Raw genomic sequence first — 5,043 nt, 5'->3', positions numbered from 1 at the left:
CAGTATACCAGTTTCAGCACCAAAGCCCGGTTTCTCACGTAAAACGGCTCTGGAAGATAATTATCCGTATAAACGATAAAAAGATCCGAAGCCGGCCTGTAACGCCACTGGAAACGGGTATTGAGGTTCATATTCTTCTGTTGCCCGTTGTACTGCATAAAACCGGTAAAGAAAAGCGTATTGGTCATCGTTACATCCAAACGGGGCCCCACCAGCCAGAAGGAGTTATTCCCCCATGGCTTTGGCAAATTGATGTTGTTATAATTAGCGCTCAACGCAATACTCACATATGGCTGGAACCGGTATCCCAGTTCGGTATTGGTCATCAGCCGACTTCCATCTGCATAGTAGCCGCCATAGCGGGCCGACAAGGAATAGGTGAACAAACTTTGCGGTTTGGATACGTAATCAGCGCCTATCGTATTCCAGTTATGCTGGCTCCCATTTACCAAACTATCTTTTCCTGTATTAGTAGGGTCAAAAGGTTGCAGCAGTTTGATATAGGTATTGGATGCCCATACATTGAGCGTGTTCCGCTTCCTGAACACGATACCATAATTGAGTATGGTTTCATTATCGGTACGATGCAGGTTGGATTCATCAAAGAACCAGGTACTGGTTACCTGCGGCCCATGACTCAATACAGACCCGGATAAGGGAAAGAAAAGACGGGTCACCTGCGGCGCTATCTTTATATATCCCTGGCGGGGTACATATCCCACCTCCGCATTATAATTACGCCCCACATATTCATGTTGCCAGCCAATATTCCAATCCTTGCTGGTGTACTGCAGGTTAGCCGCATGTGCAATATCATGGCCGGTTTTGTTGGGTGTATATGACTTCAGCAGCATGGCTTTCCCCGTCCAGAAATTATTGGAAGACGCCAGGTTGTACTCCAGGCCCATGTTCCTGTTATATCTGTTGTAAAGCGGCTTATCCGTTATTTTAGACGGATCATAGTTCACCGATTCCTTGTTAATAAAGATAAAACCAATATTAGAACGGGAAAATACCCTGCGTTGTAAAGCGGCCACTGTAAAATTTTGCGCGGGTAACCCGGTTTCCTCCTGTTTTCCTGTTTCCATATTCATAATACCTAAGCGCCAGTCTTTATTGAGCTTGCCACTCAACCTGGCCCCAAAGCGGATGGGGACACCACCCAAACCAATACGCCTTGAGAAAAACGGGCGGATGGTAGCATACCCGAAATTGGACATCTGGTCGCCGTTTTCCAGGAAAAACTGCCGCTTCTCAGGGTAAAACAATTCAAAACGATCCAGGTTGGTTACCTGTTTATCCACATCTACCTGCGAAAAATCGGGGTTCACAGTGAGGTCAAGATTCAGCGAGGAAGTAACAGCCACTTTCGCATCTAATCCTGCATCCCGCCGGTATTTGGTAGGGGTGGCCTTATCATAATCCTTCAGCATGCCTCCCAGTACATAGGGAATCAACGATACGTTAGCCCCTGCAGGAGGAGGGGGTGCATCCCAAACCAGGTTGCCTGTATACGCCAGCGAAGCAGTAGGGAATTGTCGCGGTACCGGCGCCCAGGCCGACTTCTCCGTTGTTTTCAGATCGTTCCGGCTGAAATTAATTCCCCATTTGGTAATTCCTTTTTTATAACGGATGGTTTTAAAAGGTATCACTGCTTCAAAAACCCATTTATCGGGGTAATTTTTTACTACAGATGTCCATTTGTTATCCCAGCTCAGGTCCACCTTTCCGCCATCATACATCAAACCGTCCCATTGCGCCCCGGCGGCGTTGGCGCCAAAAGAGAAACCATTGGTCTGATCATCAAACGGATCCATAAATAAGAGGAAGTTGTCATTTTTCAGAAAAGCAAAATCGCGCCGTAGTGATTCAACCATGTACGGTCCATCGCCAATAGTGTAGTTTTCCACCACGAGGTACAGGTTCCTGTCGTCGTAGGTCATTCGTACATCTGTCCGCAACCTGGCGGCGCTGGTATCCATCGGCAGTACCATATGAAAACCAGTGGCAATATCGGCCTGCAGCCATGCAGCTTCATCTATTACGCCATCTATTTTAATAGGGGAAACTGCTTTGCGGATCTGCAATTGATAAGCGTCATTTTTCTTTTGCGCACACAATGAAAAGCAAACAAAACTACAGCTGATAATAAGTGGAATAATGCGATACATCAGGTTGATATGGGTTTACGGACAAAATACAAAAATTGTAAAAGGGGCAAGAAGAAAATGGATGAAGGGTAAATGCAGCGGATCTATAAGAATCCGGGAAGATGAATACCTGGAATAGCCCTGCAAGAGAAAGGCGGTGAGCTGCAGGGAAACCCGCTGCCCACCGCCTTCCTGTCTTCCGGAAAATTTATAACTTATTACTCTTCATCTGTGTATCGGCTACAGGCACCTTTACCGTTGTGGTTCTGCTGCTACGTCCTTTGGTACTGAATACTTTCAGTTTCACCGTTTTACCACCTGCAGTAACAGGCGCGGTATATACAGGGCTTTTTAACGTAGGCTCTTCACCGTTAGTAGTATACCTGATCACCAACCCGGGCATCTGTACATTGGCGCTTAGCACGCCATTGTCTACCTTTGCACCTGCTGTTGGGATGCGCCAGTTGAAACCGCCGTCGAAATAATCCAGCCGCGGCATCTCGCGTTTACCCATTACATTGCTGAACACGCTCCATGCCTGTGCATACAGTGCATCCGCTTTTGCCGCATCTTTTTCTGTAGCCCACTCCGGATCCTGCGCCCATGCCCTTTCTGCAAGACCCAATAATTTAGGTAACATCATATATTCCATACGGTCGGAGCTGGTCACTGTTTCACTCCACAGCAAGCCCTGGATACCAGGTATATTGGATGCGCCAAAACCTGTTAAACGGTCTTTTCCAACAAACAACTCCGGCGTAACCGGATTGCCCCTTCCATCTACTTTCGAGTTCTTGTAGTAATCAAACGGAATAAAGTAAAATGGTTTATCCACATCTACAAAGCCACCCCAGTAGAATCCCGGCTCATCAAAAGACTTCATGTAAGCCATATCAAAATAGAAATTGCTCACGCCGGATAAAACTACTTTGTAGCCTGCGTTCGCAAGGCGGTATGATAAATCTTCCTGTCCCCCCCCAATCACGTTATTCCATACATTCAGCTGGAAATGATCGTTTACAAAATCGGGATTGGGAATACTCTGCGATTCATTGCCGATAGTTGTTTTACGCATCCCGGCTTCTTCCCAGCCGGCTACAGATAAGCCACGGGCTTTCAGCAGATCGTTCACTTTGCGATAGTAATAATACCAGAGGTCATTTACATGCTTTAGTGATTTATCCTGCTGCATCAATGCGATACAGGCGGGTGATTTCTCAAAAACGCCACCCGGCACTTCATCTCCCCCCATATGCACTGCGTTCAGCGGTGCGCCGGCTTCTTTATACATTGCCTGTAACTCTTTCACCACTTTGTCAAGGAAATGGTAGGTAGAAGGCAAGGCTACATTCATCACGTTATCGTTCCAGTATTGCACGGAATGATACTCAGATTTATCCTCCAGGTCGGTGAGCAGGTATTCTTTGGCTTCCTGGTCACGGCCAGCCGCTTTCAGCCGGTAGTAGCGGGATTCCATTGATTTTACTGCTGCCCGGGCATGCCCCGGGCTTTCTATTTCCGGTAAAACCCGTATATGCCTTGCCGTTGCATAACGGAGGATCTCAATAAAATCGTTGCGTGTAAAATAACCGCTGCCGGCTGTATTGGTGGTATCAGGACCGGAGCCATAAGATGGCGGCAGCATATTTTTCCAGTCGCTGCTATGACCCCGTTTAGCGCCTACTGTCGTCAGCTCAGGCAAAGAAGGAATTTCGACACGCCATCCTTCATCATCGCTGAAATGGAAATGCAGCACATTTAATTTATACAGCGCCATCAGGTCGATGATGCGGAGCATATCACGTTTGTTATGAAAGTTACGGGCTACGTCTATCATGAAGGCCCGGTAACCAAAGCGGGGTTCATCTGTTACATCCACACCGGGGAGAATAATGGATTTCTGGTTACCCGCAAATGCTGCAGGAGGGATCAGTGTTTTCAGCGACTGGATCGCATAAAAAGCGCCGGCCTCTGTTCCCGCACTGATCGTAATTCCTTCCGGTGCTACCTTCAAACGGTAACCTTCCGGGGCAGTAATGTTTGTATCATACACGAGGTGAATAGGAGTTGTTCCTTTTTTTCGTTTACCCAGTAACGTTATTAGTTCCGCATCCAGTATTGCAGCGCTGGCAGACAGTTGCGGATCGGCTTTTACTTCGGGAAATGTGTTCAGCACCAGGTTGCTGCCGGTAGCTTTGTATGATTTGGGCGTAGGAAAAACCAGTGGGAGCTGTGCTACCGCGATATCTTTCACGGTGGCGTTCTGTTTAAATATATCCGTTGGCGTTACTACTGCGGTCTTATCTCCCGGATAACGCATCAGTTGCTTTGCGGTAGTAGAAGGCCGGATGCTATAATCTTTAACAGAAAAACCCTTTTCCGGTTGTTCGTTCCACACAAGATACAAACCGGAAGGAGCGTCTGTAAAATTCACCGCCCATGCATCACCAGTAATAGCCAGTTTCAGCGAATCGCCGGGAGCGATGCCATTGAAACCGTCTGCCGGTGTAAAGCGGTACAGGTCACCATTAATGTGTTCTACTTTTACATGGCCCGGCAGTTCGCCCGGTGTTACCATCCTGATAAAATTAAAATACAGCTGCCATCCTTTGGAAGGAAACGGTTTGCCTGCTGTATTTATAAAAGTGAAGGCCGACTGGAAATTATCGCGGCCCTGGTAGTGGTTTTCCACTACCTCCCAGCTTGTTTTCAGCCGGGCAGCATCGTAAGGTGCGGGTTGTTGTGCCCGGATACCCGCTACAGTACTAAATAAGAATATACAAGTTGCAACCAACTTGCCAAGATAATTGTATCTTTTCATGTTGTGGATAGATTGAAAATTGGCTTATTTTGAAAGATAATAAAATAATTTAAAAACTAGCGCGGATTTTGT

At 47.0% G+C, this 5,043-nt stretch carries 2 protein-coding genes; both read right to left on the bottom strand.

What is annotated here, in order from left to right; translation table 11 throughout:
- The coding region (locus VN105_RS08300; RefSeq protein WP_325639762.1) for a DUF5916 domain-containing protein at positions 1–2,171 on the bottom strand (2,171 nt) is incomplete at its 3' end.
- 187 nt (positions 2,172–2,358) lie between these two features.
- Positions 2,359–4,971, bottom strand: a complete 2,613-nt coding sequence (locus VN105_RS08295; RefSeq protein WP_325639760.1) for a family 20 glycosylhydrolase — start codon at positions 4,969–4,971, stop codon at positions 2,359–2,361.
- Between the last annotated feature and the right edge of the window lie 72 nt (positions 4,972–5,043).

Origin of the sequence: Chitinophaga sp. (assembly GCF_035564935.1) — a bacterium.
GTDB lineage: Bacteria > Bacteroidota > Bacteroidia > Chitinophagales > Chitinophagaceae > Chitinophaga.
Note: the sequence above shows the minus strand (reverse complement) of the source record. Positions and strands in the feature narration are given on the sequence as shown.

Bases quoted from the DNA above. Each gene is read 5' to 3' on its own strand.
- VN105_RS08295 (WP_325639760.1), bottom strand. From the start codon at position 4,971: ATGAAAAGATACAATTATCTTGGCAAGTTGGTTGCAACTTGTATATTC.